This is a genomic window from Microbulbifer okhotskensis (assembly GCF_023895975.1).
Lineage (GTDB): Bacteria > Pseudomonadota > Gammaproteobacteria > Pseudomonadales > Cellvibrionaceae > Microbulbifer > Microbulbifer okhotskensis.
The window spans coordinates 1-587 of record NZ_JALBWM010000358.1; the positions used below are offsets into that span (position 1 = coordinate 1).

Annotated in this window: 1 protein-coding gene; it reads right to left on the reverse strand. The window is 56.6% G+C overall.

Going from position 1 to position 587, the window contains the following annotated elements:
* Positions 1-587 (reverse strand): major capsid protein (locus MO867_RS22495; RefSeq protein WP_252473329.1); only part of this gene is annotated, 587 nt, incomplete at both ends.

Consider the following 587-nt stretch of genomic DNA (forward strand, 5'->3'; position numbering starts at 1 on the left):
ACCCCAGACATCACTGAATTTGTCATTGGCATCGGCAGAGACCGCCTTGCCCACCTCTACTTTGTCGATATCCAACAAAGCGGCAATCATGGCGGCGGTAATGGAATCCTTGCTGGTGTATTTGAAACGCTCCAGCACATAGGGGTTTTCCCGCATCGCGGCAAAACCTTTGGCAGAAAGCAGCAGAGTGTTGGCATCCATCCCGATGCTTTCGCGCACCGCTTCCTGGCCAGTGCGAATATCTTTGCAAGGGTTGTTGTTGTCATCGGTCCACTGGGCAGAGGCCAAATCCACCTTGTGGTCGTTGTCGTAGTTATCCGGGTTGCGGGCCAGTTCGGCCTGCTCAACTTCCAGAGCCAAAGATAAGCTGCCCATGGTGTTGTTGACGGCCCGCTGGCCCAGATTGATACCGGGTACCTGGCTGGCATCGCGCATGTGTTCCCGTGGCACCATTCCCTCAAGAGAATCCTGCACCAGCGCAAAAGGCTTGCCGGCGTGGCCATACTGCACTCGCTTGGTGCTGCTGCCGGGGGTGCGGCGGGCGTTATAGAGGCGGAATGCCTCCTTGCCAAATTCCAGTATTTGGC